General features: G+C 73.2%; 26 protein-coding genes. 15 read left to right on the forward strand and 11 right to left on the reverse strand.

Annotated features, from left to right (window positions below):
• The first annotated feature begins 13 nt into the window (after positions 1 to 13).
• From GNZ18_RS10900 to GNZ18_RS10920, 5 genes are all read left to right on the forward strand, one after another.
• Positions 14 to 364: a phage holin family protein gene (locus GNZ18_RS10900; protein ID WP_173390724.1), complete on the forward strand. Its 351-nt coding sequence runs from the start codon at positions 14 to 16 to the stop codon at positions 362 to 364.
• Positions 365 to 445: 81 nt separating this feature from the next.
• Positions 446 to 991 (forward strand): 2Fe-2S iron-sulfur cluster-binding protein, encoded by a 546-nt coding sequence (locus GNZ18_RS10905; RefSeq protein WP_156216103.1) that lies wholly within the window; start codon positions 446 to 448, stop codon positions 989 to 991.
• Positions 988 to 1962, forward strand: a complete 975-nt coding sequence (locus GNZ18_RS10910) for an FAD binding domain-containing protein (RefSeq protein WP_156216104.1) — start codon at positions 988 to 990, stop codon at positions 1960 to 1962. The genes GNZ18_RS10905 and GNZ18_RS10910 overlap by 4 nt, the downstream gene beginning before the upstream one ends.
• Positions 1959 to 4016: a xanthine dehydrogenase family protein molybdopterin-binding subunit gene (locus tag GNZ18_RS10915; protein ID WP_156216105.1), complete on the forward strand. Its 2058-nt coding sequence runs from the start codon at positions 1959 to 1961 to the stop codon at positions 4014 to 4016. The genes GNZ18_RS10910 and GNZ18_RS10915 overlap by 4 nt, the downstream gene beginning before the upstream one ends.
• Positions 4017 to 4125: 109 nt before the next feature.
• Positions 4126 to 4569, forward strand: coding sequence for an STAS domain-containing protein (locus GNZ18_RS10920; protein ID WP_173390725.1), 444 nt, complete (start codon positions 4126 to 4128; stop codon positions 4567 to 4569).
• Between the two features lie 11 nt (positions 4570 to 4580).
• Here GNZ18_RS10920 and GNZ18_RS10925 read toward each other — a convergent pair whose 3' ends face one another.
• Positions 4581 to 5087: a nuclear transport factor 2 family protein gene (locus GNZ18_RS10925; protein WP_156216107.1), complete on the reverse strand. Its 507-nt coding sequence runs from the start codon at positions 5085 to 5087 to the stop codon at positions 4581 to 4583.
• Positions 5088 to 5173: 86 nt separating this feature from the next.
• Between GNZ18_RS10925 and GNZ18_RS10930 the strand changes: the two genes are divergently transcribed.
• The 3 genes from GNZ18_RS10930 (at position 5174) to GNZ18_RS10940 (ending at position 8824) form a co-directional block, all read left to right on the forward strand.
• Positions 5174 to 6277, forward strand: a complete 1104-nt coding sequence (locus tag GNZ18_RS10930) for an ADP-ribosylglycohydrolase family protein (RefSeq protein WP_156216108.1) — start codon at positions 5174 to 5176, stop codon at positions 6275 to 6277.
• A 7-nt stretch (positions 6278 to 6284) separates the two neighbouring features.
• Positions 6285 to 7664, forward strand: coding sequence for an SPFH domain-containing protein (locus GNZ18_RS10935; protein ID WP_156216109.1), 1380 nt, complete (start codon positions 6285 to 6287; stop codon positions 7662 to 7664).
• A 182-nt stretch (positions 7665 to 7846) separates the two neighbouring features.
• Positions 7847 to 8824 (forward strand): LysR family transcriptional regulator, encoded by a 978-nt coding sequence (locus GNZ18_RS10940; protein WP_156216110.1) that lies wholly within the window; start codon positions 7847 to 7849, stop codon positions 8822 to 8824.
• 104 nt (positions 8825 to 8928) lie between these two features.
• Here GNZ18_RS10940 and GNZ18_RS10945 read toward each other — a convergent pair whose 3' ends face one another.
• The 4 genes from GNZ18_RS10945 to GNZ18_RS10960 all read right to left on the reverse strand — a co-directional run bounded on the left by GNZ18_RS10945 (position 8929) and on the right by GNZ18_RS10960 (position 12436).
• Positions 8929 to 9732 (reverse strand): hypothetical protein, encoded by an 804-nt coding sequence (locus GNZ18_RS10945; RefSeq protein WP_173390726.1) that lies wholly within the window; start codon positions 9730 to 9732, stop codon positions 8929 to 8931.
• Between the two features lie 2 nt (positions 9733 to 9734).
• Complete coding sequence (locus GNZ18_RS10950) at positions 9735 to 10247, reverse strand: papain-like cysteine protease family protein (protein ID WP_214617152.1); 513 nt, start codon at positions 10245 to 10247, stop codon at positions 9735 to 9737.
• Positions 10248 to 10529: 282 nt separating this feature from the next.
• Positions 10530 to 11765 (reverse strand): sensor histidine kinase, encoded by a 1236-nt coding sequence (locus GNZ18_RS10955; protein WP_156216113.1) that lies wholly within the window; start codon positions 11763 to 11765, stop codon positions 10530 to 10532.
• Complete coding sequence (locus GNZ18_RS10960) at positions 11765 to 12436, reverse strand: response regulator transcription factor (protein ID WP_156216114.1); 672 nt, start codon at positions 12434 to 12436, stop codon at positions 11765 to 11767. The genes GNZ18_RS10955 and GNZ18_RS10960 overlap by 1 nt, the downstream gene beginning before the upstream one ends.
• A 172-nt stretch (positions 12437 to 12608) precedes the next feature.
• On the opposite strand from GNZ18_RS10960, the gene GNZ18_RS42030 reads away from it, so the two are divergent.
• From GNZ18_RS42030 to GNZ18_RS10975, 4 genes are read left to right on the forward strand one after another with little or no spacing between them, the layout of a single operon-like run.
• A complete protein-coding gene (locus tag GNZ18_RS42030; protein ID WP_246249565.1) occupies positions 12609 to 13133 on the forward strand; it encodes a hypothetical protein in 525 nt (174 codons plus the stop codon).
• Positions 13130 to 14203 (forward strand): efflux RND transporter periplasmic adaptor subunit, encoded by a 1074-nt coding sequence (locus tag GNZ18_RS42035; protein WP_312874425.1) that lies wholly within the window; start codon positions 13130 to 13132, stop codon positions 14201 to 14203. The genes GNZ18_RS42030 and GNZ18_RS42035 overlap by 4 nt, the downstream gene beginning before the upstream one ends.
• The gene (locus GNZ18_RS10970) at positions 14200 to 14877 is read left to right on the forward strand and encodes an ABC transporter ATP-binding protein (RefSeq protein WP_156216116.1); all 678 of its coding nucleotides are present in this window, start codon (positions 14200 to 14202) and stop codon (positions 14875 to 14877) included. Before GNZ18_RS42035 ends, GNZ18_RS10970 begins: the two co-directional genes overlap by 4 nt.
• A complete protein-coding gene (locus tag GNZ18_RS10975) occupies positions 14874 to 16079 on the forward strand; it encodes an ABC transporter permease (RefSeq protein WP_156216117.1) in 1206 nt (401 codons plus the stop codon). Before GNZ18_RS10970 ends, GNZ18_RS10975 begins: the two co-directional genes overlap by 4 nt.
• A 102-nt stretch (positions 16080 to 16181) precedes the next feature.
• Here the strand turns inward: GNZ18_RS10975 and GNZ18_RS10980 are convergent, their stop codons facing one another.
• From GNZ18_RS10980 to GNZ18_RS10990, 3 genes are all read right to left on the reverse strand, one after another.
• A complete protein-coding gene (locus GNZ18_RS10980; protein WP_312874426.1) occupies positions 16182 to 18005 on the reverse strand; it encodes a choline/carnitine O-acyltransferase in 1824 nt (607 codons plus the stop codon).
• A 93-nt stretch (positions 18006 to 18098) separates the two neighbouring features.
• On the reverse strand, positions 18099 to 18905 hold the full coding sequence (locus tag GNZ18_RS10985; RefSeq protein ID WP_214617149.1) for a class I SAM-dependent methyltransferase: 807 nt from the start codon (positions 18903 to 18905) through the stop codon (positions 18099 to 18101).
• Between the two features lie 13 nt (positions 18906 to 18918).
• Positions 18919 to 19755 (reverse strand): HalD/BesD family halogenase, encoded by an 837-nt coding sequence (locus GNZ18_RS10990; protein ID WP_312874427.1) that lies wholly within the window; start codon positions 19753 to 19755, stop codon positions 18919 to 18921.
• Between the two features lie 342 nt (positions 19756 to 20097).
• Between GNZ18_RS10990 and GNZ18_RS10995 the strand changes: the two genes are divergently transcribed.
• Positions 20098 to 21933 (forward strand): serine/threonine-protein kinase, encoded by a 1836-nt coding sequence (locus GNZ18_RS10995; RefSeq protein ID WP_156216120.1) that lies wholly within the window; start codon positions 20098 to 20100, stop codon positions 21931 to 21933.
• 67 nt (positions 21934 to 22000) lie between these two features.
• The gene (locus tag GNZ18_RS11000) at positions 22001 to 23251 is read left to right on the forward strand and encodes a PP2C family protein-serine/threonine phosphatase (RefSeq protein WP_214617146.1); all 1251 of its coding nucleotides are present in this window, start codon (positions 22001 to 22003) and stop codon (positions 23249 to 23251) included.
• 89 nt (positions 23252 to 23340) lie between these two features.
• On the opposite strand, the gene GNZ18_RS11005 is transcribed toward GNZ18_RS11000, so the two are convergent.
• The 3 genes from GNZ18_RS11005 to GNZ18_RS11015 all read right to left on the reverse strand — a co-directional run bounded on the left by GNZ18_RS11005 (position 23341) and on the right by GNZ18_RS11015 (position 25332).
• Entirely contained in the window at positions 23341 to 24687 is a 1347-nt protein-coding gene (locus GNZ18_RS11005; RefSeq protein ID WP_156216121.1) for a hypothetical protein, read from the reverse strand.
• On the reverse strand, positions 24684 to 24941 hold the full coding sequence (locus GNZ18_RS11010) for a hypothetical protein (protein ID WP_156216122.1): 258 nt from the start codon (positions 24939 to 24941) through the stop codon (positions 24684 to 24686). The genes GNZ18_RS11005 and GNZ18_RS11010 overlap by 4 nt, the downstream gene beginning before the upstream one ends.
• Positions 24942 to 25041: 100 nt before the next feature.
• The gene (locus tag GNZ18_RS11015; RefSeq protein ID WP_156216123.1) at positions 25042 to 25332 is read right to left on the reverse strand and encodes a hypothetical protein; all 291 of its coding nucleotides are present in this window, start codon (positions 25330 to 25332) and stop codon (positions 25042 to 25044) included.
• Between the two features lie 273 nt (positions 25333 to 25605).
• On the opposite strand from GNZ18_RS11015, the gene GNZ18_RS11020 reads away from it, so the two are divergent.
• Positions 25606 to 26142 (forward strand): ferritin-like domain-containing protein, encoded by a 537-nt coding sequence (locus GNZ18_RS11020; RefSeq protein WP_156216124.1) that lies wholly within the window; start codon positions 25606 to 25608, stop codon positions 26140 to 26142.
• The last annotated feature ends 29 nt before the right edge of the window (positions 26143 to 26171 follow it).

Here is a 26171-nt window from a genome sequence, read left to right on the forward strand (position 1 = left end):
CGAGGACGATCCGGTGGCGCAGAACCTCGCGCTCGTGGGGCGCGTGGTCGAGGCCGCGCAGGCGGAGATGCTGGAGAAGGCGCGCAAGCGGCTGCCGGCGCTGCGTCTCGGCGCGCTCGCGGGAGCGCTCGGGATGATGGCCACCGCCGCGACGTACCGGATGAACGTGCAGTTGCTGGAGCGGAAGCTGCCGCCGGAGCTGGCGTCGTTCGTCACGGCGCTGGCGTACGGCGGCGGGGCGGGCGCGGCGGCCGTGGCGGCGGGCCGCAAGTGGCGGGGGCTCCCGGCGCCGCTGCCGTCGGAGACGGTGCGGCAGGTCGCCGAGATCCTCACCGACAGGGACGACCCCACCGACGAGGACTGATCCGGCGGTCGCTTCGGAGAAAGCCGATCCTTCCTGGACGTCGCTGACTTCAGCCTGGCGATCCGGGGTAGGGGGCCCGTCATGGACAGTGAAGCCACCCCGGTGAAAGCCGAGATCACCCTCCGTGTGAACGGCGCCGAGCACCGCCTCGACGTGGATACGCGCGCGTCGCTGCTGGACGTGCTGCGCGAGGATCTCGGGCTGACCGGCTCGAAGAAGGGCTGCGACCACGGCCAGTGCGGCGCGTGCACGATCCTGGTGGGCGGGCGGCGCGTGAACGCCTGCCTCGCGCTGGCGGTCGCGCACGACGGCGCCGAGATCGTCACGGTCGAGGGACTCGCGGAGGACGGGCGGCTCAGCCCCGTCCAGGAGGCGTTCATCGAGCACGACGGGTTCCAGTGCGGCTACTGCACGCCCGGCCAGCTCTGTTCCGCGACCGGCATGCTGGACGAGGCGGAGCGCGGCTGGCCCAGTGCGGCGAGCGAGGACCTCCGCGTCGACCCCGTCCTGGACGACGACGAGATCCGCGAGCGGATGAGCGGCAACCTGTGCCGGTGCGGCGCCTACATGGGCATCGTCGCGGCGGTGCGGGAGGCGGCGGCGCGCAGGGAGGCGGCGGAGGCATGAGGCCGTTCGCGTACGAGCGCGCCACCAGCGCGGAAGACGCCCTCCGGCGGCACGCGGAAGGAGCCGCCTACCTCGGCGGCGGAACCAACCTCGTGGACCTGATGCGGCTCGGGGTCGAGCTGCCCTCCCGGCTGGTGGACGTCACCCACCTCCCCTACGACCAGATCCAGCTCGACCCGAACGGCGGCCTCCTCATCGGCGCCGCCGTGAGCAACAGCGACCTCGCCGCCGACCGGACGGTCCGCGAGGGGCATCCCGTTCTCGCGCAGGCCGTCCTGGCGGGCGCGTCGGGGCAGATCCGCAACGTCGCGACGGTGGGCGGCAACCTCCTCCAGCGCACGCGCTGCTCCTACTTCCAGGACGCCGCCAAGCCCTGCAACAAGCGGAACCCGGGCAGCGGATGTCCCGCCATCGAGGGCGAACACCACAACCTCGCGATCCTCGGGCACTCCGAGGCGTGCGTGGCGACGCACCCGTCCGACATGGCGGTGGCCCTGGCGGCGCTGGACGCGTCGGTCCACGTCCGGGGGCACGCGGGCGAGAGGGTCGTCCCGATCGAGGACTTCTACCGGCTCCCCGGTGACGCGCCGGAGCGCGACACCACCCTGGAGCCGGGCGACCTGGTGACGGCGGTGGAGGTGCCCCCGCTCGGCATGCCGTCCCGCTACCGCAAGGTCCGCGAACGCGCCTCGTTCGCGTTCGCGCTCGTGTCGATCGCGGTGGCCCTGCGCGTCGACGGCGGCGTCGTCCGCGACGTCCGGCTCGCCCTGGGCGGCGTGGCGCACAAGCCGTGGCGGGCCAGGCGCGCCGAGGAGGCGCTGCGCGGGAACCCGGTCACCGAGGAGTTCTTCCTGCGCGCGGCGGAGGCGGAGCTGGAGGCGGCCGAGCCGCTGCGCGACAACGCCTACAAGGTGACGCTGGCGCGGAACCTGATCGTCCGGACGCTGGCCGAGCTGGGGGAGGGGACATGACCGACCGGCTGGAGAGCCGCGAGAAGGTCACCGGGGAGGCGCGCTACGCGGTCGAGTACCCGGTCGAGGGCGTCGCCTACGCGGCGGCCGTGCAGGCGACGGTCGGCCGGGGCGAGATCACCTCCGTGGGCACCGAGGAGGCGCTTCGGCTGCCCGGCGTCCTGGCCGTCCTGTCGTGCGAGAACGCGCCGGAGCTCCGCGAGAGCGGTGACGCCGAGCTGGCGCTGTTCCAGTCCCGCACGGTCTCCTACCGCGGCCAGTTCGTCGCCGCCGTCGTCGCCGAGACGCTCGACACCGCGCGGGAGGCGGCGCGGCTCGTCCGCGTCGAGTACGCCTCCGAACCCCCGGACGTGGAGCTGCGCGCCGACCACCCCGGCCTCTACAAGCCCGAGAAGGTCAACCCGGTCTTCCCCAGCGACACCGCCCAGGGCGACGCGGACGAGGCGTTCGCGAAGTCGGCCGTCCGGGTGGAGGCCACGTACACGACCCCGGCGGAGCACAACAACCCGATGGAGCCGCATGCCACCCTCGCCCAGTGGCACGACGACGGGACGCTGACGCTCTACGACTCCAACCAGGGCGCGTCGGGCGTCCAGAAGACGATCGCGGGCGTCCTCGGCCTGGAGCCCTCGCAGGTGCGGGTCGTGTCGCCGCACGTCGGCGGGGGGTTCGGGTCCAAGGGCGCGCCCCGGCCGAACGTGCTCGTCGCGGCGCTCGGCGCGCGCGCGACCGGGCGCCCGGTCAAGTTCGCCGTGCCCCGGCAGCAGATGTTCGCCACCACCGGCTACCGGACGCCGACCATCCAGCGGATCAGGCTCGGCGCCGACGAGGACGGGCACCTCGACGCGATCACCCACGAGGTGGTCGAGCAGACGTCGGTCCTCCAGGAGTTCGGCGAGCAGACCGCCGTGCCGACCCGGATGATGTACAAGGCGCCGCACCGGCGGACGTCGCACCGCCTGGTCAGGCTGAACGTCCCCACGCCGTCGTGGATGCGTGCGCCCGGCGAGACGCCCGGCATGTTCGCGCTCGAATCGGCGATGGACGAGCTGGCCGTCGCCGCCGGGATCGACCCGATCGAGCTGCGCGTCCGCAACGACACCGGCCACGAGCCCGAGAGCGGCCTGCCGTTCAGCTCCCGCAACCTCGTCGCGTGCCTGCGCGAGGGCGCGGCCCGCTTCGGGTGGGCGGCGCGCGACCCCCGGCCGGGCGTGCGGCGGATGGGCCGCAAGCTGCTCGGGACGGGCGTCGCCTCCTCCACCTACCCCGCCTACATGCGGCCCTCCGAGGCGACGGCCCGCGCCGAGCCCGACGGGACGTTCACGGTCCGCGTCGCCGCCGCCGACATCGGCACCGGCGCCCGCACGGCGCTGACGCTGATCGCCGCCGAGGCGCTGAAGGTCGAGCTCGGCCGGGTGCGCGTCGAGGTCGGCGACAGCCGGTTCCCGAAGGCGCCCGTCGCGGGCGGCTCCATGGGGACCTCCAGCTGGGGGGCAGCCGTCGTCCGCGCCTGCGAGGGCCTGCGCGGCAAGCTGAACGGGTCGGTCCCGCCGGAGGGCCTGGAGGCGTCCGCCGACACCACCGACGAGCTCAAGGGCCGCGACCGCTACGCGCGGCACGCGTTCGGCGCCCAGTTCGCCGACGTGGAGGTCGACGCCGACACCGGCGAGGTCCGCGTCCGCCGGATGCTCGGGATCTTCGCGGCCGGGCGGATCGTCAACCCCAAGACCGCGCGGTCGCAGCTCATCGGCGGCATGACGATGGGGATCGGCATGGCGCTGCACGAGGAGAGCGTGATGGACGCCGAGTTCGGCGACTTCCTCAACCGCGACCTCGCGCAGTACCACGTCCCGGCCTGCGCCGACGTCCGCGACATCGAGGCGGACTGGGTGGAGGAGTCCGACCCGCACCTCAACCCGATGGGCACCAAGGGCATCGGGGAGATCGGCATCGTCGGCGCGGCGGCGGCCATCGCCAACGCCGTCCACCACGCGACGGGCGTCCGCGTCCGCGATCTGCCGATCACGCCGCCCCGCCTGCTGCCGCGACTGTGACGTTTCTGATTTTCCGTTCGCTGGCGGTTCAGAACACGGGTTCAGGTGAGAGCCTGGCATGAGCGGGCCGCCCACGGCAGGGCGCCCCGGCCGGAGGGCGGGAAGCGGGATGACGGTCTGGCGGATCACCGGCGAGGACGGCCCGGTGCGCAGGTTCGCCTCACCGGAGGGCACTGGGCCGACCCAGGACGCCCCCCGGTACGACGTCGTCGAGTACGACACGGCGCTGCTGCGCGTCGTCTCGGCGTCCGGCTCGCCGTGGCTGCGCCTCACCGGCGACATCGACGTCTCCAACTGCGCCGACCTGGACGCCCTGCTGCGCGCCGCCGTGGCGCGGGTGCCGGGCGACCTGCACCTGGACCTCTGCCATGTCGACTTCGTGGACGTGGCCGGTCTTCGCGTCTTCACGAAGACCGGCCACGCCCTCGACGAGGGCAGGCGCATGCTCCTGCTGCACGGGGTGTCCCCGCACATCGACAAGCTCGTCCGCCTCATCGGCTGGGACCGGGCGCCGGGGCTCCACGTCCACTGCAAGTCCCGGCCGGCGTCCTAGCCCGGTGGGGATCAGGAGGCGCTGAGGCGTGCCAGCTCCTCGTTGAAGACCGGCGGCTTTCCGGTCGTCCACGCGACCGTGAGCACGACGACCCGGAACCGCCACCCGTCCCCGGTCCGCGCGACCTCGGCGTCGTAGTGCCCGCCGGACATCATCAGCTCGCCGGGACGGTCGGCCCGCGCCGCCTGCGTCGACTCCAGCTGCACATGGGTGTGGACGGCGTCCCACCGCACGCTCGCCTGGTCCCCGTCCAGCTCGACGAGGGGGATCCCGGCGAGGTGCTGGGTGCGGCCCCACATGTCCATGGCGAGGGTCTGCATCCGCGGGGCGATGTCGCGTCCCGCGAAGGCGCCCACGGGGAAGCGGAACCGCACGTCCTCGGTGAAGAACCGCCGCGCCCACGCCTCGTCGAACGGATGCGCCCGCGGGTCGGCCTGCCGCTCGTCCAGCGACGCGAAGAACCGCGCGACCAGCTCCCCGATCTCCAGCTTGTCCACCAGTTCCGCGATCTCAGTCATGATCTCCTCCTTGCGGTCCACGCTAGGGAGCGCTGACCGCGTGGGAATCCGTCACCTGACCGGGCTGGTTCACTAGGGTGTCGGGCATGCCGGATCTTTCCGTGTATCCCGCTCCCGACCGTGTGCTCGGCTGCCTGCTCGGCGGGGGCATCGGGGACGCACTGGGCGCGCCGCTCGAAGGCTTCACGCTCGACGTCATCCGCGAGAAGCACGGCCCGGACGGCCCGGACGACTTCGTCGCCGAGCGCTTCGGGCGCGGCGCGATCACCGACGACACGCAGCTCACGATGTTCACGGCGTACGCGCTCGTCCAGGCGTCCGCGCGGGAGCGGGCCGGGGGCGGCGCGCGGGGCGTCGGCACCGCCGCGCCCGGCCTGCTCCAGGCCGCCTACCTCACCTGGTTCCGCGGGCAGGGCGAGGAGTTCCCCGACCAGGGCGTCGAGGGCGGCGGCTGGCTCGCCGGCGAACCGGCGCTGATGACCCGGCGCGGCCCCGGCCGCTCCACGCTCGCCGCGCTGCACCGGGCGGCCGAGCGCCGCCGGCCGACCGTCCCGCTCGGGACGCCGCGGGAGCCCAACGGCGACTCCAAGGGCTGCGGCGGGACGATGCGCGCCGCGCCCTGCGGGTTCGGGCACGCCGACCCGGCGGACGCGTTCGAGCTGGGCTGCCGCGCCGCCGCCCTCACCCACGGGCACCCGAGCGGATACCTGCCCGCCGGGGTCCACGCGGCCATGGTCTCGGCCCTGCTGCGCGGCGCCGAGCTTGAGGAGTCCCTGCACCTCGCGCGCGAGCAGCTCAAACGCCATCCGGGCAACCGCGAGACGCTGGAGGCGCTCGGGCACGCCGCGAGCCTCCGGCACGAGGGGCCCGCGACGCCGGAGCGGCTCCAGACCCTCGGCGGCGGCTGGACGGGCGACCAGGCCATCGCGATCGCCGTGTACGCGGCGCTCGCTCCCGGGGACGTCGAGAGCCGCCTCAGGCTCGCCGTCACCCACACGGGCGACAGCGACTCCACGGGCGCGATCTGCGGCAACCTCCTCGGCGCCCGCTACGGCGCGGACGCCTTCCCCCGGCGCTGGCGCGACGGCCTGGAGGTCGGCTCCGCCCTCACCCGGCTCGCCGCCGCCTGCTCCGCCGAGTTCGGCCCGAACCCGCCCGCCGACCCGGGCGGCCACCCCATCGCGCAGTGAGGTCCCCATGAGCAGCCCCGACCAGGGCAACACCTACCTGGAGAAGGTCGTCGCGCAGCAGGCGGTTCTGGAGGACGACCTGCGCGCCCGGCGCGTGCCGTCCCCGGCCGCGCCCGGCGCCGCGCCCCCGCCGCCGGGGCCGGTGGCCAAGCGGAACCGCGCGCTCGGCGCGCCGCCCGCCGAACCGGCCGCCTCCGGCCAGGTGGACGTGCGGATCAGCGGCTTCTGGCGGTGGAAGAACGTCCTGGTCCCGCCGAACGCGTTCGTCGTGCACACCCGGCGCGGACGGGAGGAGCCGCTGCACATCGGGCTCGGCGTGTCGTTCCGGTTCAACCCGTCCACCGACTCGTTCCTCGTGGTGCCGGGCGCGACGCAGACCATCCTGATCAACGCGTACTGCATCTGCCGCGAGCTGCAGGGCGTGCTCGTCCAGGGCTACGTGCAGTGGATCATCCAGGACTTCGCGACGGCCTATCGCAAGCTCGACTTCGGCGCCGAGGACGACCCGATGCGGCTGGTGAACATCCAGCTCAGGGAGCAGGCGGAGGCGGCGATCAAGGACAAGGTCTCGATGATGGGGGTGCGCGACGTCCTCAGCGACAAGCAGCCCATCATCGAGGAGCTGACGGCCCGGCTGCGCGGCGTCGCCGAGGGCGAGGACGGCGGCGACCAGGGACTCGGCCTGCGCATCGTCACCGTGCAGATCAAGGAGGCGGTGGTCAGCTCGTCCCGCCTCTGGGAGAACCTCCAGAAGCCCTACCGCGCCGAGCAGGGGCAGATCGCGCGGCTCGCCGAGCTGGAGGCGGAGGAGGTCGTGGCGCAGCGCGAGATGGCGGCGGCGCGGCTGAAGGAGACGCAGCGGCTGGAGCACGAGCGGGAGCTGGCCGAGCTGCGCGCCCGCAACGAGGCCGAGCGGTTCGACACCGAGGCCGCCGAGAAGGCCCGCCGGACGCGGCGCGAGCACGACGACGCCCGCGAGGTCGCCGAGCTGCACACCGAGACGACCCGGCACGCCCTGCGGATGGAGCGGGAGCGGCACGCCGAGGAGGCCGAGACCGGGCGGCTGCGCGCCGAGCGCGAGGCCGAGCTGAAGCGGCTGGAACTGGACGCCGAGATCGCGCGGTCCGGCGTCCGGGCCCGCGCGCGCCACGAGCACGACCTGCTGGAGCTGGAGCGGGAACGTTCCCGCGCGGCGGTGCAGAACGAGCGCACCCCGGCGTCGGTGCAGGCCGAGCTGGTGCACTCGCTCCCGGAGATCCTGGCGAAGCTCCCGAAGCCGAACGAGCTGCGCACCGTGCAGGTCAACGGCGCCGACCAGACGAGCGTCGCGGGGCTGATCACCCAGCTCGCGGCCGTCCTGACCGCGCTGCGCGACGCCACCCGCTGACCGCCGCCCGTCCCGTGTCACGCACACGGCTGGTAGTCGCGGCAGCCGGAAGAACCACAGCACGTCACCGACACACCCGATGTAACCGGAATGGCACGCATTTCTATTCTGTGGCGGCGTGTCCGGGGTTAATATTCGCTTGATTCCAGTCGACGGGGCAGAGTCACGGTCAGGAGCAGCGCGTGGATCTCGGTCCCCATCACCTCAGGATGATCGAGGCCGTCGCCGCGACCGGCAGCATCAGCAAGGCCGCGGCCCGCCTCAACCTCACCCAGCCCGCCGTGAGCACGATGCTCCGCCGGGTCGAGGGCCATCTCGGCGTGCAGTTGTTCGTGCGCTCACCGGAGGGCGTCGTGCCGACCCCGGTGGGGGAGGAGGTGGCGACGCGGGCCCGAGCCGCGCTCGCCTGTATCGACGACCTGAACGCGGCCCTCGCGCACCGCCGCAGCGATCCCTCGCCGCTGCCGATGCTGCGGATCGGGGTGCAGGCGTGCCCGCCGCTCACCCGGCTCAGCGAGCATCTGGACGTGGTGTCCCCGGGAGCCCGGCTGCAACTGCGCGTCGACCAGGGCGGCGGGCGGATCCCGGCACTGCTGGCTTCCGGCGCGCTCGACATCGGCCTGTTCCAGGAGCCGGTGGACTACACCGCGCCCCCGCTGGAGGGTCTGGAGCGGCTCGTCCTGGTGGAGTGCGAACCGGCGCTGGTCGGGATGTCCTCCAGCAGCCCGCTGGCCGCGCGCGAGACCATCGACCTCGCCGACCTGGCCGACCAGGACTGGCTCGACGACCCGCTCGACGACGGCCCCTACCCGGCCTACTTCCGGGGGGTGTGCGCGAGCGCGGGGTTCCAGCCGAGGGTCCGGTTCTGGTCGACCGACTGGCAGATCGCGGCCTCGCTGATCCGGTCGGGGCGCGCGATCGGCATCTACCAGCCGACCGCGGCCCCGCGCGACGGGATGGCGTTCCGCCGCATCACCGGAGACCCGCTGGGACAACGGGTCGTCCTGGTATGGCGGCCCGAGGTGGAGCAGGCCGCGGGGCGCCTGAGGGGGATCTTCAACGACGTGTACATGCAACTCGTCCGCGCGCAACGCGTGTACGGCGATTGGTGGGACGAGCATCCCGAGGCACATCCGGCGTTGCCGGTCGTCACGCCCTGAAGGATCCATCTCAAGGCCCCCACCCCGGGCCGCCTGGCCCGTGAGGGTCGGCGGGTCCCGGGGCAGCGGTCCCCGGAACCCGCACGCTCATCGGCTGGTCGCCCCTACTCCTGCACCCGGCGGCGCCGCGCGACGGCGATGCCGGCCGCCGCCGCGACGGCGCCGCCGGCGCCCAGAGCGAGCAGGGCCGGTGCCGGGCCCCGATCCGGCGCCGGCTTGCTGACGCCGGTCGAGGGCGAGAACCCGCCCAGCCGCCCGGACCTCGCGTACTGCGAGCCCGGGAGTTTGTCGGCGTACCGCGTGTGGACCAGCCGCTGGTACGCCGCCACCGTGACGCCCGCCTTGCCGACAGACGCGACGGCGGTGTCGTTGAGCCCGGTGACCCTGCCGTCGGCGAGGCGGTACCAGGCATTGATCTGCGGCTCGGTGAACACCGTGCCGCCCGCGGCCTTCGCCGCGTAGGCGGTCTCATCGGAGCCGGAGGTGATGTTCCAGACCAGCCAGCTCTTGTTGTTCTTGTTCAGCCACATCGTGGCCTGCTGGCCGGACGCGGACCGCGCGCTGACGGCCATGTGGGAGAAGCGCGCGACGGTCGCGCCCGCGTCGCCCTTCACGAAGGCGGGGTTGAGGGAGTAGATCGTCTGGGCGGGGCCCTCGATCCGGGGGGCCTGGGCGTCCGCCTGGGCCTTGGTGACGGTCTGGTTCGTCAACTGGCCCTGGTTGTGCTGGCCCAGGTGGACGAAGAAGGACCCCAGCCGCTGCTGGGCCGCCGGCTGCGCCGCGGCCTCGGAGGCCGCCGCCGCGTCGGCGGAGGGGCCCGCCGCCATGGCCGAGCCGCCCGTCATGAACACCGTGACGCCGAGTCCGGCGGACACGGCAGCTGCGGAGAGCTTCGCAGTGCTTCGCATCATCACGCTCCGACCCGGTAGAGGGCCTGTCCCCAGCGGAACTGGCCGTTGTTGGTGTACTGGCCGACCGTCATCTCGGAGTAGCGGGGGCTGGAGGGCCACGGGTCGCCGTAGGCGATGACCTGGGAGCCGTCGGTGTAGCCGTAGATGACCTGGGCGTGGCCGCCGCCGGCCGTCCAGTAGATGCCGGTCTCGATCGGACGGCGCCCGTCGATCTCGGTCTTGATGGCGCTGAACCCGAGGGGGCCGCTGACGGTGCCGCGGGAGATGCCGAGCTTCTGGAAGGCCGTCTGGGCCCATTCCAGGTATCCGGCCTGGTTCGGGCACTGACCGCCGGAGCGGTTGCGCGCCATGTTGCAGAATTCGTTCTGGGTGGTGCCCTTGCCGTGGAACTTGGCGATCGTGAGGCCGCTGGCGGCCCAGCACCACTGGTTCTGCTGCTGCACTTCCTGGCTGATCTGTAGTTCACCGGCCGAGGCGACCGAGGGCGAGGCCGTGACGGTGGCCGCGGCCACCCCGACGACTCCGCACGCGATGCGCCAACGTCCCCGGGCGGGTCGGGTACGCGTTGCCATTCGCTTCCGCCTTTTCTCCCGGCCTTACGGCGTGGAACCCCGCGCGGGGTCAGGAGCAATTCCCCACCGGTGCCGGGGGAATTCCGAGCGGGGGAGGCCCGCACGCGGGATCGAAGGAACGCAATAACAGTCTCATTCGCGACAAAAGCCAGGTAATGCCAGCAGGTCATAACCGGGGTGAATGGGGCTGTTCCGCGCCGTTACGCTAAGTGGCCTGGCCGGTCAGACCAGGGCCGTGACCTGCGAGGACGGCAGCGTGACGGTCACCTGGAGGCCGCCGCCGGTGCGCGGGAGGGCGGTCACGGTCCCGCCGTGGGCGCGGGCGATGGACCGCACGATCGACAGTCCGAGGCCCGCCCCGCCGGAGGTGATCACGCGGTCGGAGCCGAGCCGGCGGAACGGCTCGAACAGCGCCGGCACCTGGTGCGGCGGGACGGCGGGCCCGGAGTTGCCCACCTCCAGGACGGCGTTCGCGCCGTCCGCGCGGCAGGCGACCCGCACCCAGCCGCCGGGTCCGGAGTTGTGCCGGATCCCGTTCTCCACGAGGTTCTGCACGACCCGTTCGAGGAGCAGCGCGTCGCCCGCCGTCACGGCCTCGGCGGCCTCGGTCCGCACGGTCACGCCCGCCGCGTCCGCCTCCGCGACGGTCTGCGCCGCCACGTGCCCGACGACGTCGGCGAGGTCGACCGGCGCCCGGTCGGTGATCTCGCTCTCCGACCGGGCGAGCAGCAGCAGGCCGGTGATCAGCCGCTCGTGCCGCAGGTTGATCTCCAGGAGCGTCTCGCCGAGCCGCAGCACGTCCGGGGAGGCGTCCGCGCGGTGCATCGCGACCTCGACCAGCGCGCGGCCGAGCGTGAGCGGGGTCCGCAGCTCGTGCGAGGCGTTGGCGACGAAGCGGCGCTGGCCGTCGAAGGACCGGTCGAGCCGCTCCAGCATGGTGTCGAAGGTGTCGGCGAGCCGTTTGACCTCGTCGTCGGGGCCGTGCAGCGCGATCCGCTCGTGCAGGCCGCGGTCGGCGGCGGGCGCGCCCGCGATCCGCCGCGCGGTCTCGGTGACCCGGTCCAGCGGCGCGAGCACGCGCCCGCCGATCAGCCAGCCGAGGCCCGCCGCGACCCCGCCGGCGACCAGCAGCGCGATCGAGCCCTGCGTGACCAGCGACGCCGTCGCGGCCTCGTGCATGTCGGCGCGCTGGCGCCGCGCCCACGCGTCCAGGTCGCCCATGGCCTTCGCCTGCTCGCGGGCGGACTGTTCGGTGACCTCCTCCGGCGAACCGTCGCGGATGACGCCCGTCTTGGTGAGCACCTGCGGGCCGCCGCGCGCGAGCTGCTGGTCGAACAGCGCGTAGGTGACGCCGAGCAGCACCAGGCCCGCGACGAGGAACAGCCCGCCGTAGGTCAGCGTCAGCCGGGCCCGCAGCGACAGGTGGCGCGGCCTGATCAGCGCGATGCCGGGCCTCATCACGGGATCCGGTACCCCGCTCCCTTGACGGTCTCGACGACGGGGGGATCGGCGAGCTTGCGCCGCAGCTTGAGGATCGTCAGCCGGACGGCGCCGGTGAACGGGTCGGCGTGCTCGTCCCACACCTTCTCCAGCAGCACCTCCGCCGACACGACCGCGCCGTCCGCGCGCAGCAGCTCGGCCAGCACGGCGAACTCCTTGCGCGCCAGCGGGACGTAGCGCCCGTCCCGGACCACCTGGCGGCGCGCCGGGTCGAGGGTGATGCCCGCGCGGCGCAGCGTCGGCGGCGCGGCCGGGCGCGAGCGCCGCCCGAGCGCGTGCACCCGGGCGGCCAGCTCGGGGAACGCGAACGGCTTGGTGAGGTAGTCGTCGGCGCCGAGCCCGAGCCCCTCGACGCGGTCGGTGATCTCGGCGGCGGCGGTCAGCATCAGCACCCGCGCCGCCGCCCCGCCCCCGGCCGGCTCGGCCCCGACCAGCTCGCGGCAGACGTCGTCGCCGTGCACGAGCGGCAGGTCCCGGTCCAGGACGACGACGTCGTAGTCGTTGACGGCGGCGCGCTCCAGCGCGGACGCCCCGTCGTAGGCGAGGTCGACGGCGTGCGCGTCGCCCCGCAGCCACTCCGCTATCGCGCCGGCGAGGAGCCGCTCGTCCTCGGCCACCAGTACCCGCATTCCGGCTCCCTTCGCCGTGCCCACGGGCCGAATGCTGCCGCACACCCTGTTTCCTCCGCGTTAGGAACTCCCTTCTCCCCAGCGGGAAACGCGGGGGAAACGCGCGGTCGCGTTGCATCGCTCTCCGACCGGCCGGGTCAGGCCCGGCGACGCGGAACACAGGAGAAGACGAATGCGAATGTGGAGAACGGCGGCCCTGCCGCTCGTGCTGGCCCTGGCGCTCACCGGTTGCGGTTCCGACGACGGCGACGAGGGCGGAGTCGCCTCCGCGGCGGGCGCCGCGAAGCCGAACCAGAGCGGCGCGGCGGCGCCCGGAAAGACCCTCAGCTCCGATGAGAAGGGCGTGAAGTACGCCGAGTGCATGCGCCGGAACGGCGTCCCGATGGACGACCCGAAGCCCGGCGAGGGCATCCGCCTCAAGCTCGACGGCCGGACGAAGAAGGAGACCGTCGACAAGGCGATGGAGGCGTGCCGCCAGTTCAACCCGCAGGGGGACGGGACGGGCAAGGCCGACCCGAAGCAGCAGGAACGGCTCCGGAAGTTCGCCGAATGCATGCGCCGCAACGGCGTGGAGGCCTTCGCGGATCCGAAGCCCGGCCAGCAGGGCATCATGATCGACAAGAAGCTGGCCGACGACCCCCAGTTCAACGCCGCCCAGGAGAAGTGCCAGGAGATCATGGCGGGCGGCGGGAAGTGAGGAGGCGCACGCGGGCGGTCCTCGCCGCCGCCGTCCTCGCCACGGCGGGCGGCGGCGCCACCGTCGCGCTGCTCGGCCAGGGCGGTTCGGGCGGGTCGGGCGGCGCCCGGGCCGCCGCGCTCCCGCCGGGCACCGCCAAGGTCACGCGGCAGTCGCTCCGCGACACCCGGACCGAGGACGGGCGGCTCGGCTACGGCCCGACCTCCACCGCGACGAGCCGCCTGCGGGGCACGGTCACCCGGGTCCCCAAGAGCGGCGACGAGATCACCCGGGGCAGGCCCCTCTACGAGGTGGACGGCGACCCGGTCACGCTGATGTACGGGTCGCGGCCGTCCTACCGCCCGCTGACGGTCGGGACGGAGGGCTCCGACGTCCGCCGCTTCGAGGAGAACCTGGCCAAGCTCGGCTACGACGGGTTCACCGTCGACAAGGAGTACACCGCCGACACCGCCGACGCCGTCCGCGAATGGCAGGACGACCTCGGCCTCCCCGAGACCGGCGAGGTCGAACTCGGACGGGTGGTGTTCGCGCCCGGGGCCGTCCGGGTGGACAGCGTGCAGGCGGGCGCGGGCGACCCGACCGGCCCCGGCCAGAAGGTCCTCACCTACACCGGGACCGACAAGGCGGTGACCGTGGAGCTGGAGACCGCCGACCAGCGGATGGCGAAGAAGGGCGCGGCGGTCGAGGTCACGCTCCCCGAGGACGAGACCGTCCCCGGCCGGATCGACGAGGTCTCCACCGTCATCGAACCGGGGTCGGGGCAGGGCGAGGATCCGACGACGAAGGTCGAGGTGACGGTGTGGCTGCGGGCCGGCAAGGCACGCAAGGCCGCCGCCCCCTACGCGCTGGCCTCGGTCGATGTCACGTTCACGGCGGGACGGCGCGACAACGTCCTGACCGTGCCGGTGTCGGCGCTGGTCGCGCTGAAGGAGGGCGGCTTCGGGGTCGAGGTCGTCCGGGGCGGCGCGTCGTCCTACGCGCCGGTCGAGACCGGGCTGTTCGCGGACGGCCGGGTCGAGGTCTCCGGCGCGGGGATCGCCGAGGGCACCGTCGTCGGGACCCCCACATGATCGCGCTGCGGGACGTGACCAAGGAGTACGCCGGCGGCGTCCGCGCGCTCGCCGGCGTGTCGCTGCACGTCGAGCCGGGCGAGCTGGTCGCGATCGTCGGCCCGTCGGGGTCGGGCAAGTCGACGATGCTGAACGTCCTCGGCACGCTGGACCGGCCGACGTCGGGCACCGTCCACATCGCCGGGCACGACGTCGGGCGGCTGCCCGACGCCAAGCTGTCGGCGCTGCGCGCGCACCAGATCGGCTTCGTGTTCCAGCAGTTCCACCTCGCCCAGGGGACGAAGGCGATCGACAACGTCGCCGACGGGCTCCTGTACACCGGGCTCGGCCCCGGCGCGCGGCGGCGGCGCGCGGCGCAGGCGCTGGAGCGGGTCGGGCTCGGGCACCGGATGGGGCACGAGGCGCACGAGCTGTCGGGCGGCGAGCGGCAGCGCGTCGCGATCGCCCGCGCCGTCGCGGGCGACCCCGCGCTGCTGCTCGCCGACGAGCCGACCGGCGCGCTGGACTCGGCGTCCGGCGACGGCGTGATGGCGCTGCTGCGCGGGCTGCACGAGGCCGGCACGACCGTCGTGATCATCACGCACGACCGGGAGATCGCCGCGAGCCTGCCCCGCCAGGTGCGGATGCGCGACGGGCTGATCACCGACGACTCCGCCGCGGCGGTGCCGTCATGACGGCGGCGGCGCTGCGCCCGGCGCGGCTCGGGCCCCGCGACGTCGTCCGGGTCGGCGCGGTCGGGCTGCGCACCCGCCCGATGCGGGCGTTCCTGTCGGCGCTCGGCATCGCGATCGGGATCGCCGCGATGGTCGCGGTCGTCGGCGTCTCCGCGTCCTCGCGCGCCGACCTGGACCGGGCGCTCGCCGCGCTCGGCACCAACCTGCTGACGGTCGCGCCCGGCAGCACGCTGACCGGCGAGAGGGCCCGGCTGCCCGTCGAGTCGGAGGCGATGGTCGCGCGGATCGCGCCGGTGCGCGAGGTGTCGGCGGTCGGGCTGCTGGAGGACGCGAAGGTCTACCGGACGAGCCGGATCCCCGAGACCGACACCAACGGGATCGCCGCCTACGCCACCCGCACCGACCTGCGCGCCGCGACCGGCGCCGCGCTGCGCAGCGGCACGTGGCTGAACGGCGCGACGGCGTCCTTCCCGGCGACCGTGCTCGGCTCGACCGCCGCGCGGCGGCTCGGGATCGGGCACGCGGGCCCGGACGTCCAGGTGCTCATCGGTCGGACGCTGTTCACCGTCGTCGGCGTCCTGGACCCGGCGCCGCTCGCCCCCGAGCTGGACAGCGCCGCGCTCGTCGGCTGGCCGGTCGCGCAGGCGCGGCTCGGCTTCGACGGGCACCCGACGACGATCTACACCCGGTCGCGGGACGCGAGCGTCGAGCAGGTCCGCGAGGTGCTCGGCGCCACCGCGAACCCCGAGGCGCCGAACGAGGTCGCGGTGTCGCGCCCCTCCGACGCGCTCGCCGCGCGCAAGGCGGCGGGGGAGGCCTTCACCGGGCTGCTGCTCGGCCTCGGCGCGGTCGCGCTGCTGGTCGGCGGCGTCGGGGTGGCCAACACCATGGTCATCTCGGTGCTGGAGCGCCGCGCGGAGATCGGGCTGCGCCGCTCGCTCGGCGCGACCCGGAGCCAGATCCGCACGCAGTTCCTCGCCGAGTCGCTGCTGCTGTCGCTGCTCGGCGGCGCGGGCGGCGCCCTGCTCGGGACGCTCGTGACCGCCGTCTACGCCCTCTACCAGGGCTGGCCGGTCGTGATCCCGGCGTGGGCGGTCGCCGGCGGGATGGCCGCGACGCTGGTCATCGGCGCGGTCGCGGGACTGTATCCGGCGGTCCGCGCGTCGCGGCTGTCGCCGACCGAGGCGCTGTCGGCGGCCTGAGACGCGGGGGCCGGCACCGGGCCGGGGCGGCGACGCCCCGGCCCGGTGCCGTCAAGACCGCGGTGCCGTCAAGACCGCGGTGCCGTCAGGACTCCGGTGCCGTCAGGACTCGGCGGCGAGGAGCTCCCGCAGCTCCTGGACGGCGCGGCGCAGCTCGTCCGCGAACACGCGCATCGCGTCCGCGACGTGCTCGGGCGTGCTCAGGTAGACGGCGAGCCGGTCCGGCAGCAGCACGTAGGCGACGCCGATGCACTGCTCGCTGGTCGACCCGAAACCGAACGCCTGGATGTGCGCGGACGGCGCCGAGCTCGTGCTCAGGTAGTCGTCGCGCATGATCGTCCAGCCCGGCGAGTCGAACAGCGCGAGGTGCTCGGTCACGCCCAGCTCCGCGCCCCGCCGCCGCTGGATGAGCTGGAGCTCCCAGAGGTGCTGCTCGGGCGCCCGGCCCGCCTGGCACTCCTTGGCCCGCCGGACGTGCGCCTCGGCGGCCTCGCGGAACGCCGCCGCGCGGGCCGCCGGGGGTGCGTCCGGGTCGTCCATGGCCGCCACGAACCGCAGCACCTGCGGGGTGACGACCCGCATCGCCTCGGTGCGCCCGGCCCGGAACTGCCGGGTCGCGATCGACTCGTAGGTCGCGCCGGTCAGGCCCTTCGCCCGCCGGTGCGCGAGCTGGTAGGCCATCTGCACGAACGCGTCCGGCGACATGCCGAGCGCCTTGGCGTCGGTGGAGCCGAAGTCGTCGAAGGTCACGAGCCTCGTCGCGGTCGCGGCGGCGTAGGCGGCGAACGCCGCGTCGGCCTCGCGGATGTCGGTGCGGAGCGCGTCGTCCAGCACGAACGTGATCGGCTCCAGGTGGGGCGCGCCCTGCGACCGGGCGCCGGACGCGCGCGAGTGCTCCTTGGCCGGGGCGCCGAGCACCGAGTCGACGAAGCCGAGGATCGTCGTGCCGTCCAGCTCGCAGTGCTCGACGTTGATCCCGGCGCGGCCGTCGCCGAACACGACCAGCGACACCGCCTTGTCGAACCACCGGTTGCCGCTGCCGCCGTGCAGGAGGTGGTCGGACGCCTCCTGCGCGTCCGCCGGGGCGAAGTCCTCCAGGCAGACGCAGAACAGCGCGGTCTCCACGGCGTCGAGCGCGTCCCTGTTGCCGGGGTGGACGGCCAGCAGCGCCTCCCGGCTCGCCGCCCACTCGGCCCGCGCCTTCGTCGTCAGCGACCCGGGCGAGGGCTCCAGCGCCGGGGACGCCTTCATGATCTGCTGGAGCGCGCCGGTCAGCTCGCCGAGGGTGTGCGGGTGCCCGTCGGGCCCGAGCACGTCCATCCTCACCATGTTCTCGCGGAAGAACACCAGGATGTGCTTGGCGTCGGACGGCCCGGGGTGCTCCGCCGAGTACGGCGCGCGGACCGTGTCCTGCACGGCCCCGGGGATGCGGGTCGCGGAGTACAGGAACCGGTTCTGCGCCATCGTCTGCGGCTGTCCGCGCTGGAGGACGGGCGGGAGCCGCTCGGCGTCCAGCGCCAGTTTGTGGTGGAGCGCGCCCGCGATGAGCCCGGCGGCGCGCTCGGCCTGCCCCTCGCCGGTGTCGTGGAACAGGAAGAAGAAGTTGGCGTTGAGCGCGATCCGGTCGCGGCGGCCGAGGTAGCGGTAGGGCCAGAAGGTGTCGAGCCAGCTGTGCACGCCCTCGGTCGCGTCGTAGCGTTCCAGCGCCGCGTGCAGTTCCCGGCCGGGGCCGCCGGGACGGGTGAAGTCCTCCAGCGCCTCCCGCGTGCGCGCCAGCTCCGCCTCGGTCAGCAGCGGCGCGCACCACTCCAGGAAGCGCTCGCCGGTCTCCTCCAGCGTGGGCAGCGGCACGCGGGGGAGGTCGTCCTCGTAGTCGAACGTGCGAGGGGAGGGGTCGGTACCGGTACCAGATGGGCTCGCGTTCACGTTCCGTCCTCGATCTGAGATCAGTGGGGGCGTGTCGTGCGGGGCGTTCGATGCGGGGGCTCTTCACACGGGGGTTCTTCACGCGGGGGCGCTTCACAGGGGGCGGGAGACGTAGAGCTGGGCGTAGAGCCAGCCCGAGGTCTCCAGTCCGGTCGGGTCGACGCCGACGTCCGACAGCCGGTCCAGGATGAGGTCGCGCTCCTGCGGGGTCGCGAACCGGCGCTGCCGGAACAGCCCGGCGTGCCGGACGGTGCGGTACCCGGCCTCGGCGAGCCGGTCCGCGACCGTGTCGAACGGGAACATCCGCAGAACGAAATGCGCCATCCACGGCGGCCGTCCGCCGCCCGCCGCCACGATCCGCATGATCGTTTTCTCGGTGACATATCCGAGGCAGCCGGTGGAGATGGCGATATCGGTCTCGGCGAGCCGCTCGCGCTGCTCCTCGGTGGGGTCGGCGTTCTCCAGGTCGGCGTGCAGGGCGCCGTCGAGATAACCGGCGTCGAGCGCGTAGGAAAGCGCGTTGTCGGAGGCGTCCAGACCGAGGAAGCGGACGGGTTCAGCGGGTTCACCGGAACGGATCGACTCCCGATCTCGGGCCAGCAGGGAGGCGCGCGAGTGCCCGTGGACATCGCCGCCGCTATACCGATCGTACAGCTCGCCCATCGTGGCGCCATACTTCAGCAGTGCGGCATTGATTCCGTAGGAGCAGCCGATGTCGAGAACGGTCGGGGCCGCGATGCCCCGCGTTCGGCGGTATTCGGCGATAAGTCCCTTGAAGTGTGGTTTGGCCAACTCCGGTATGTAATAGTCGAGTTCGCGGAGAGTGCCGAAGAAGGCACGCGGATCCGGCCGCGTGTAGATGTGGTCGAGCGAGATCTTCCCGGACGTGTCGACGCGCACGATGGCGGTCCTCCTAATCCAGTAGCCGGTCGACCCGTACGGCGCGTCCCTCCGCCGCCAGGTGCTCGGGCAGCACGCGCCCGAAGAGTTGCCGCGTCCGCGCCACGCTGCCGACGACCCCCGGGCGCTCGCTGTAGGCGAGGATCGCCGTGTGCCGCTCCCGCTCCCCGAGGACCGGGGTCACGCGGTGCAGCGAATAGCGGCCCTTGAACAACTGGAGGTCCCCGGGGTTCAGCGTGAGCCGCCGGACGAGACCCGCGCCGTCGCCGGTCAGCACGCTCCGGACGGCGTCGAAGTTCTCCTCCCGCGCGGACCTGATGTTCGGGCAGTACTCGAACACGCCGCCGCCCTCCGGCTCCTGCGTCAGCAGCGACACCGTGAACTCGTTGGTGTCGAAATGCCACGGGTGCTCCATCCCGGGCCGGACGACGTTGAGGCACAGCCCCGACAGCGGGTCGCCGAGTTCGTGCACCCGGGGCAGCCCGAAGCAGCTCGCGACGAAATGCTGGAACAGGCCGTTCGAATACAGCCGGTGAATGAGGTGGGCGGTGGGAATCCGGTCCCGCGCGACAAATGAATTACCGCGCTGGACGGTGATGCGCGCCGGATGGTCATCCGGCAGCGGGGAGCTTGTGTCGATGTTGTAGGCGTTGACGGTCTCGACGCCGTCATGGGATTGCGGCGCGATCGCCGCGCACTCCTCCCGGAGCGTCTCGCGCAAAGATGGGTGGATGAAATCGGTGAGCACGCTGCATCCGGATTTCGCCAGGTCGTCCCGGACGCGGGAAACGACGCCGCGCCATCCCTCGCCGCCCGGGTCCTCCAGTGGATAACCCTCCGTGTTGACCACCTGATCGACCGTGTGAGTGTCCGCCGCGGCCATGAGGTTCCTTCCGAGTGAGCCGACCCCATTCGGGTTTTAGCACAGGTCTCGCTGCAATTCACGACCGCGTTTCGGGCTACTCTCAGCGAAAAACGATAACCCGCGCCCGTGACCTGTGAGTTAGCACGTTCCGGCCGACTTCCCGTGTGCCGCGCCGAGCCCCGTTATGTGTCCCACATCACCTTCCGGGCGCCGCGCGGGCGGCCACCGCCGGGCCCCCGCCGCCGGCCCGGCTCCCCACCCCGCCGCGTGACCACGGATGATTCACCGTGAACCTTCCCTTACGCGGCGGCGTCACCCTCTGGTGGAATGCCTGACCACAGGGACGAGCAAGGGGAACGCGTGGCGGACTGGCGGCTGGCGGAGTTCATCGAGGCGCGGGAACTCGGGCGTGGTGCGCAGGGACGGGTCGTCCTCGCCCACCACGCCGGGTCCCGCACCCCCGTGGCGATCAAGTACCTGGCGCGCGGGGACGAGTCCGCGCTCACGAGCCTGCGGGCCGAGGCCCAGATGCTCGGTCGGCTGACCAGCCCCTATGTCGCGCGCCTGTACCGCTTCACCGAGAGCGAGCACGGCGCGGCCATCGTGATGGAGGCCGTCAACGGCGCGTCGCTGAAGGACGTGCTGGCCGAGAACGGGAGGCTGGAGCCCGAGGCGGCGCTGCTGGTGCTGAAGGGCTCGCTGCTCGGGCTCGCGGCGGCGCACTCGGTCGGCGTCGTCCATCGCGACTACAAGCCCGCGAACGTGGTCGTCCAGGCGGACGGGCTGAGCAAGCTCGTCGACTTCGGCGTCGCCGTCCTGTCCGGGCAGGGCTCGTTCGCCGGGACGCCCGCCTACATGTCGCCCGAGCAGTGGCGCGGCGAGCCCGCCACCCCGGCCACCGACGTCTACGCCGCGACCTGCGTTTTCGTCGAGTGCGTGACGGGTCGGCGGCCGTTCCGGGCGGACGGGCGGGCCGCGCTGATGAACCAGCACCTGACCGCCGCGCCCGATGTCGAGGACCTGCCCGAGGCGCTGCGCCCGCTCGTCGCCGAGGGGATGGCGAAGGCCCCGCAGGAGCGCCCGCCCGGCGCGGCGGCGTTCGTCTCCCGGCTGGAGGCGGCGGCCGCCGCCGCGTACGGGCCGGACTGGGAGCGGCGGGGCGTCCGCGCCCTGGCCGCCGCGGCGGTCGGCCTCGCCGCGCTGTTCCCGCTCGGCGCGCTGGCCGTCGCCCCGGGCGCGGCGGGCGCCGCCGCCGGTACCGCGGGCGCGGGAACGGCCGCCGGGTCGGCCGCGGGGGGCAGCGGTCTCGGCTCGGCCGGGACCGCCGGGGCGAGCGTGAGCAAGGGCTTTCTCGCCACCGCCGCCGGGAAGGGCGCGATCGCGGTGGCGGGCGTCGCCGTCGTCGCCACGTCCGCGACCGTCGCGGTCTACGCGACGAAGGGCTCCGACAACCAGGAGCCCGAACCCCTCGCCTCCGTCCGGCTCGCGTCCCAGACCCAGACGGTCGGCGGGCTCCAGATCCGGGACGCGCGGTACGCCACGGTCACCGGGCTCGGCGACCCCGCGCTGGAGAAGCGCGTCAACCAGGAGCTCCGCGCGCCCCTCGACCGGCTCATCACGATCGGCAGGGGCAACTACGACCAGGGCAGATGCCGGGGCGTACCCGTCACGGTCTTCACGAGCGCGCGGGCGGGGCTGCAAGGGCCGCGGTTCGTGTCCGTCCGGTACTTCATGCAGTCGGACTGGTGCAAGCAGGCGGACGGCGCGGTCGGCGGCGAGGTCGTCACCGTCGACCTGCGCACCGGCAAGCGGCTCACCGCCACCGACGTCTTCCGTCCCGAGACGCTGACGGCGGCGGGCATCGCGCGGCTCCAGACGATCTTCACGCAGCGCGACAACGGCCACGACCGCAAGTGGACCGACTGCAACTCCGACGGGGGGTTCAAGCGGGCCGACTTCTTCCCGGAACGTTCCGAGGGCACGACGATCAAGGGAATGGAGACCGGCCCGCCCCGCCTGAGCGCGTTCCTCACCCCGGCCGAGTTCCGGCTGTCGTGGCTGCACGGGGGCAGCGACGGCTGCGGCAACCTGGACTTCGGCGCGTCCTACGCGAGCGTCCGCGCCCTGCTCAAGCCGGACTTCGCGGCCCTCCTGCCGAAATAGCGCCGGTAACGCCTCCGTCCCCACGGGTAGAAGGCCGGGAAGGGCGCGGTGGGACGGAGGAGCGGCGATGGACACGGGGCGCGGGGAGCGAATGCTGAGCAGGCTGGTGGCGGCGAGTCACCTGATCGCTCTGGAGCAGTTGCCGGTCGTGGTCGCCGAGCACGCGGCCCGCGCGGGGCTCGACGACGTCCTGATCTACCTGGTCGATCTCCAGCAGAACGTCCTGAAGCTGCTGGCCGGGCCGGGCGAGGACGGTGCGGGGCTCGGGGGCGGGCGCGGCGGGGAGGACGCCGAGATCCGCGTCGACGGGACGCTCGCCGGGCGCGCGTTCCAGAGCGTCCAGACGATGGCCGGGCAGCCCGTCGACGACCGCGCCCGCCACCACTGGGTGCCGATCCTCGACGGCACCGAGCGGCTCGGCGTCCTGCGGGTGACCGCCGCCCGCGACGACGAGGCGGTGCTGCGGGACGCCGAGGACCTGGCCGGGCTGATCGCTCTGATCGTCGTCAGCAAGGGGCCGGCCAGCGACTCCCTCTCCCGCCTGGTGCGCCGGCAGGACATGACGGTGTCGGCGGAGATGCAGTGGCGGCTGATGCCGCCGCTGACCTTCGCCACCGACCGGGTCGTGATCGGGGCGGCGCTGGAGCCCGCCTACCGGCTCGGCGGCGACACCTTCGACTACGCGCTCGCCGGCGACCGGGTCTTCCTCGGCGTCTTCGACGCCATGGGCCACGACACCGCCGCCGGCCTGTCGTCCAACCTGGCCGTCGCGGCCTGCCGCAACAGCCGGGTCGGGGGCGGCGACCTCGTGGCGGCCGGCCGGGCGATCGAGGAGGTCCTGCTCGAACAGGACCGGTCGGGCCGGTTCGTCACCGCCGTGCTGGCCGACCTCGACCTCGGCACGGGCACGCTGACCTGGGTGTCCTACGGGCATCCGCCGCCGGTGGTGATCCGCGGCGGGCGCTGGGTGACCACGCTGGACTGCTCGCCGGCCACGCCGCTCGGCACCGGCCTCGGCGTGGAACCGGAGCTGTGCCGCGAACAGCTCGAACCCGGCGACCGCCTGCTGCTCTACACCGACGGCATCGTCGAGGCCCGCGACCCCGACAAGCGCGAGTTCGGCCTCGCCCGCTTCGTTGACTTCATCATCCGGCGCAACGCCGACGGGCTGCCCGTCCCCGAGACGCTGCGCCGCCTCATCAACAGCATCCTCGACCACCACGCCGGGCGGCTGGACGACGACGCCACCGTCCTCGTCCTGGAATGGCGCGGCCCCGCGCCCCCGGCGAGCGCCGTCGAGGGGGTGGCCCGGACCTGAGGCGCGGGCCGCCGGAGCCCGCGCCGCCCGGGGGACGCGAACGCGCCGGGTCCCACCTCGGCGGGTGCCCGGCGCGTTCCGGCGGGAGGTCAGGCGTCGGGGACGGGTTCGGGCGCGGGCCCGTTCACGTAGCGGATGAGGAGCCGCACCAGTCCCCGCGCGAGCTGGAACAGGATCATCGCCAGGCCGAGCAGCGGCAGCACGAGCAGCACGATCTGCAGGCTGGAGGTGATCAGCTGGAGCGGCCCGGCGCCCCCCGCCGCCTCGGCCGCGAGCCGCCGCATCATCCACCAGTCCTTGGCGACCAGGTTCGGGACCTGCGTCGCGATGAGCACGAGCTGGAACGCCAGCAGCGGCACGATCGTCAGCACCCAGAGCGCGACGAAGAACTGCGGCCAGCGCTTGAGGTCGTCCAGCCGGGCGTCGGCCGGGCGGCGCAGGAGCGTGCGGCGCAGGATCGGCCCGATGTAGCGGAACAGGTCGGGGACGCCGATCAGGTCCGACATGATGTAGTACCCGTCGAACCGGAGCGTCGGCAGCAACTGCTGGAAGATCTCCAGGTTGACGTACAGGACGGCGACCAGCAGCGGCTCGAACCCCGTCTGGAGGTAGAGCAGCGTCAGCCCGACGATGAAGATGCCGTTGAAGTAGACGCCCGCGAGGTCGGCGCGCAGCCGTCCGCCGCGTCCGAGCCGGTAGGACTCGGTGATGTCGGTGTAGAAGGCGGGCCAGACCAGGTAGATGCCGCAGCCCATGACGCCGGGCCGCACGCCTCCGTAGCGGCAGGCGGTGGCGTGCCCGATCTCGTGGAAGGCCGCCGACGCGATCCCCAGCCCCATGATCAGCAGAATGCTGACCGGGTTCATGATCGTGTGCTGCATCGCCAGCGCCAGCGAGCGGGTCGTCAGCACCCATGCCTCGCCCGCCACCACGGCCGCGATCATGAGCAGCAGTGCCACCGGCCGGAACAGCCAGCAGAACAGGCCGCCGACGAACCAGGTCACCGACTCGGGGAACACGGCGATCTTGAATCGCAGCGCCAGGAACGGGTCGGCCTTGACCACGGGCGGCGGCGTGCCGTCGCTGTAGGTGGTGACGCCGAGCGGGGCGAGCTTGCGGTCGACGAGGTAGACGACCTGCTCGCCGGTCAGCCGCGCCCCGGCCGCCGCGCTGACGGCGACCGCCACCCGGTCGAGCGCGGCCTGGACGTCCTCGCCCGCCCGGGGCTCGTGCTCGTGCAGGGCCTTGGCGACCAGGAACAGCACCGGCGGCAGCCGCACGAGCTGCCGGTTGGGCAGGCTGACCAGGTGGGGCTGCTCCCGGTAGCCCGAGTTCTTGAACTCGCCGACGAGTTCGGTGCCCTCGGCGAGCGTCGGCAGGGTGAGGGCCGCCGGGGGCTCGTCCCCCGCCACGTCCGGTGCGGCGGGCCGGCTCATTTGTGATGGTCGACGACGGTGGCCGGGACGCAGGTCAGGGTGGAGTAGGGCGCCTGCGCGAACAGGCCCGTCCCGAGCAGGCCGCTGGTGCCCGGGGAGGAGGTCGCCTGGCAGGCGTAGACGACCGTCGTGTCGCCGGAGCCGCCGTCGCCGCGGACCCCGCCGGTGGACAGCGCCAGCCGTCCCGGCAGGACCTCGGGGGCGAGCCGGTCGAGGTCGTCGTAACTGAGGGTGAGAGGGTGTGCGGAACGCATCGTGATCGCTTTCGGGTCGTCCGGAAAGAGGGGGAAGGGCCGGCGGGAGAACGCCGGCCCTTCCCAAGCGGGCACGAGCCCGCGATCATGCCTGGCCGGGTCAGTGACCCGAGACCACCGAGCTGCCCGCGCAGGTGAACGAGCTGTTGGGGTTCTCCGAGCTGAGGCCCAGGGCCCCGACGAGGCCGCCCTGCGAGTGGGTGATGTTGCCCTGGCAGTTCGGGACGACGGCGGTCGTGCCGCCGCCGTGGCCGTGGCCGCCGGCGTTGAGGTTGGTGTTGGTGTTGTCGTTGTCGCTGCCGCCGCCGACGATGAGGGTCGACAGCACGGCGCGCTCGGGCAGGACCTCGCCGGCCAGCAGGTCCAGCTCGGTGTAGCTGAAGGACTTCATGAGGTTCCTTTTCTTCCTTGTCACGCCCGGATCTCAAGGTGGATACCGGATGTCCCATACCTCGCCACGGGTCGAGGCGAAGTAGCTCTACGTATAGCAGATGTCACTGATGGTGGCCAAGCTTGGAATGCGGCGCCGACCGGTCGTGTCGGCCGCCCTGCGCGTGCCGATCCCTTGCGTGCAGGGGCCTGCGGCGTTTTCATCGGCGGACGCATGTCGCTCACAGATTGGGTAGGCACCGATGCGCAGGGCCACCGATCACAGGAGGAGCGCATGGCAGACGACAGCTTCAGCATCGACGTGGCGGCGATCCGGCAGCGGGCCCGCCAGAAGATGGACGACGGGCCGCTGACCGAGGGGTACCGCAGGAGCCCGAGCGAGGTCGTCGGCGTCCTCAACGACGTCCTCGCCACCGAGATCGTCTGCTGGATGCGCTACTCGCGGCACGCCATCAGCGCGACCGGGATCGACCGCGCGCAGGTGGCCGCCGAGTTCCACGAGCACGCGGAGGAGGAGCGCCGCCACGCGATGCGCGCTGCCGAGCGCATCAGCCAGCTCGGCGGCGACCCCGACTTCGACCCGAAGACCCTCGCGGAACGCTCCCACACGACCTACGAGACCTTCTCCGACGACGACCTGAAGGGGATGCTGGAGGAGAACCTCGTCGCCGAGCGCATCGTCATCGAGTCCTACCAGGAGATCATCCGCTGGCTCGGCGCCGGCGACGTCACCACGCGCCGCATCATGGAGGAGATCCTCGCCGAGGAGGAGGAGCACGCCGACGACATCATGGACCTCCTCGGCAGGTGACGTTGAGCGAGTCTTGACGATTCACCTCG

It is taken from the genome of Actinomadura litoris (assembly GCF_009733595.1).
Lineage (GTDB): Bacteria > Actinomycetota > Actinomycetes > Streptosporangiales > Streptosporangiaceae > Spirillospora > Spirillospora litoris.

Coding starts and splice junctions, on each gene's coding strand:
- GNZ18_RS10905 (WP_156216103.1), top strand. CDS start 446: ATGGACAGTGAAGCCACCCCGGTGAAAGCCGAGATCACCCTCCGTGTG.
- GNZ18_RS10910 (WP_156216104.1), top strand. CDS start 988: ATGAGGCCGTTCGCGTACGAGCGCGCCACCAGCGCGGAAGACGCCCTC.
- GNZ18_RS10915 (WP_156216105.1), top strand. CDS start 1,959: ATGACCGACCGGCTGGAGAGCCGCGAGAAGGTCACCGGGGAGGCGCGC.
- GNZ18_RS10920 (WP_173390725.1), top strand. CDS start 4,126: ATGACGGTCTGGCGGATCACCGGCGAGGACGGCCCGGTGCGCAGGTTC.
- GNZ18_RS10925 (WP_156216107.1), bottom strand. CDS start 5,087: ATGACTGAGATCGCGGAACTGGTGGACAAGCTGGAGATCGGGGAGCTG.
- GNZ18_RS10930 (WP_156216108.1), top strand. CDS start 5,174: ATGCCGGATCTTTCCGTGTATCCCGCTCCCGACCGTGTGCTCGGCTGC.
- GNZ18_RS10935 (WP_156216109.1), top strand. CDS start 6,285: ATGAGCAGCCCCGACCAGGGCAACACCTACCTGGAGAAGGTCGTCGCG.
- GNZ18_RS10945 (WP_173390726.1), bottom strand. CDS start 9,732: ATGCGAAGCACTGCGAAGCTCTCCGCAGCTGCCGTGTCCGCCGGACTC.
- GNZ18_RS10955 (WP_156216113.1), bottom strand. CDS start 11,765: ATGAGGCCCGGCATCGCGCTGATCAGGCCGCGCCACCTGTCGCTGCGG.
- GNZ18_RS10960 (WP_156216114.1), bottom strand. CDS start 12,436: ATGCGGGTACTGGTGGCCGAGGACGAGCGGCTCCTCGCCGGCGCGATA.
- GNZ18_RS42030 (WP_246249565.1), top strand. CDS start 12,609: ATGCGAATGTGGAGAACGGCGGCCCTGCCGCTCGTGCTGGCCCTGGCG.
- GNZ18_RS10970 (WP_156216116.1), top strand. CDS start 14,200: ATGATCGCGCTGCGGGACGTGACCAAGGAGTACGCCGGCGGCGTCCGC.
- GNZ18_RS10975 (WP_156216117.1), top strand. CDS start 14,874: ATGACGGCGGCGGCGCTGCGCCCGGCGCGGCTCGGGCCCCGCGACGTC.
- GNZ18_RS10995 (WP_156216120.1), top strand. CDS start 20,098: ATGCCTGACCACAGGGACGAGCAAGGGGAACGCGTGGCGGACTGGCGG.
- GNZ18_RS11000 (WP_214617146.1), top strand. CDS start 22,001: ATGGACACGGGGCGCGGGGAGCGAATGCTGAGCAGGCTGGTGGCGGCG.
- GNZ18_RS11005 (WP_156216121.1), bottom strand. CDS start 24,687: ATGAGCCGGCCCGCCGCACCGGACGTGGCGGGGGACGAGCCCCCGGCG.
- GNZ18_RS11010 (WP_156216122.1), bottom strand. CDS start 24,941: ATGCGTTCCGCACACCCTCTCACCCTCAGTTACGACGACCTCGACCGG.
- GNZ18_RS11015 (WP_156216123.1), bottom strand. CDS start 25,332: ATGAAGTCCTTCAGCTACACCGAGCTGGACCTGCTGGCCGGCGAGGTC.
- GNZ18_RS11020 (WP_156216124.1), top strand. CDS start 25,606: ATGGCAGACGACAGCTTCAGCATCGACGTGGCGGCGATCCGGCAGCGG.